The following is a 1,651-nucleotide window of genomic DNA, read 5'->3' on the forward strand; positions in this document are numbered from 1 at the left end:
TCTTTTTCTTACGATTAGTCAATAATTTTTTCTTAGTTTTTTCAGTTTTTTAGAAGGTAAGGTATAAAATAGAGTTCTCATATAAGTTAGGGGAAAGGTGTCAGAATTTTGGGTGTACCAAATAAGCCTAGGCAACTATGATTTTTTTACTAGGGCAATGGAATATGTTATTATGTAAAAAACTATGATTTGGTGGCCAACCTGTAATCATAGTTAATATTGTGTGTAATAAGGTAGAAGAGGTTCTTCAAAAGCTTATTCACACAGGCGATAGACGCAACTTTATGACATTTGTTATAGGGTTGCGTTTTTAATTTGTCATAATACTCGACGATATGATTGTGTCCAAAACGTCTTTGCTTAATCATGTTCTGTATGATCAGGAAGAGTAGTTTTCGCAAGTGTTTATTACCACGCTTATTAATTTTATCCTTAAAAAAGGTTTTTCCAGACTGGAATCGGCGTATATCAATACCTGCAAAAGCATTCAATTGTTTGTTATTTTCAAATCGGTGGATGTTTCCCATTTCTGCCATTAGGCGGACAGCTGTATTGGGACCAATCCCTGGAAAACTCAGTATCACCTGGTACTCGCTCCGCTTTTCTGCTAAATGTACCATGTCCTTAATACATTGTTCCTTTTGTTGGAGAAGGTCTTGGTACCTTCTAGCGTATGACCGTACTTGCTCGCACAATACATCCGACGAAGAGACAGCTGGATAGGATTGCAGAGAGGCTTCAATAAGTGCGATTGCTTTATTTTCTGCGATCGCTGCCGAGATATTTTTATTGGTATTGGCACGTATTTTATTTTTAATAATTGTTTTTGATAGTCCCAGTACAAAATCGGGATGTGGGAACAATTGAACAATGTTTAAAAATAAATCGGATTTACTTGTGAATAGCTTTTCCAGTTCTGGAAACGTCAACTGAATAACTTTATGCATGCGACCACGAATCACTGATAATTCATCATCAAGTTCACTGTAGAATCTAGATAAAGATTTCAACTGTTGAAAGAGGTTATCCGTTCCGTTTGTCTCTCTTCGAGAGGCGGTAAAGTGGGTTAAAGCTAATTGATGTGCATCGCTTTTATCTGTTTTATGAATCCTTAAGGAATCACATTGTTTTTTAGCTTCCAAAGGGTTTAGAACGCAATAAGAGTAATTGTTTTCTTGCATAAAACGTTCCAATGGTTGAGAATATACACCAGTTGATTCAAACACAATATTGGGCTGTTCTCCATACCCTTCAATAAGTTCGTTGATTCGTTCCCACAACTTCTCAAACTCAGGTTTGGTATGCTTAATTTCACCTTCATAGATACATTTTTTTAAGCCATTATAAATCACTAAATAACTCTTACCCATACTCACATCAAAGGCGATAACATGTTTCATGTTTTCCTCCAAACAAGTCAATTTAATTGAAGACTTCATCTTACTCTTATCGATTCCCATTTCTTATACACGATCTCACTGGATCCAACATACTAAAACCTGATTCAAATAAGGTAAGTGAAGAAGGTCAGTTTTTTTTACGGATTCAAGATCCCAAAGACCGCACGACCAATTCTTCACTTCTACTATATAAAAAAATAGTAGTGCTAACCAATGCCTTGGTCTGCACTACTAATCTTAGTATGTTTTTT

1 protein-coding gene is annotated in these 1,651 nt (G+C 35.7%); it reads right to left on the minus strand.

The window, feature by feature from the left end; all coding sequences use genetic code 11:
• Window positions 1-182: 182 nt before the first annotated feature.
• Window positions 183-1,400: an IS110 family transposase gene (locus V7108_RS26845; RefSeq protein ID WP_335569864.1), complete on the minus strand. Its 1,218-nt coding sequence runs from the start codon at window positions 1,398-1,400 to the stop codon at window positions 183-185.
• Window positions 1,401-1,651: the final 251 nt, after the last annotated feature.

Origin of the sequence: Neobacillus vireti (assembly GCF_036962345.1) — a bacterium.
GTDB classification, from domain to species: domain Bacteria; phylum Bacillota; class Bacilli; order Bacillales; family Cytobacillaceae; genus Neobacillus; species Neobacillus vireti_A.

What these genes read in the sequence shown, in the direction of transcription:
- V7108_RS26845 (WP_335569864.1), bottom strand. Translation starts at nt 1,400, where the DNA reads ATGAAACATGTTATCGCCTTTGATGTGAGTATGGGTAAGAGTTATTTA.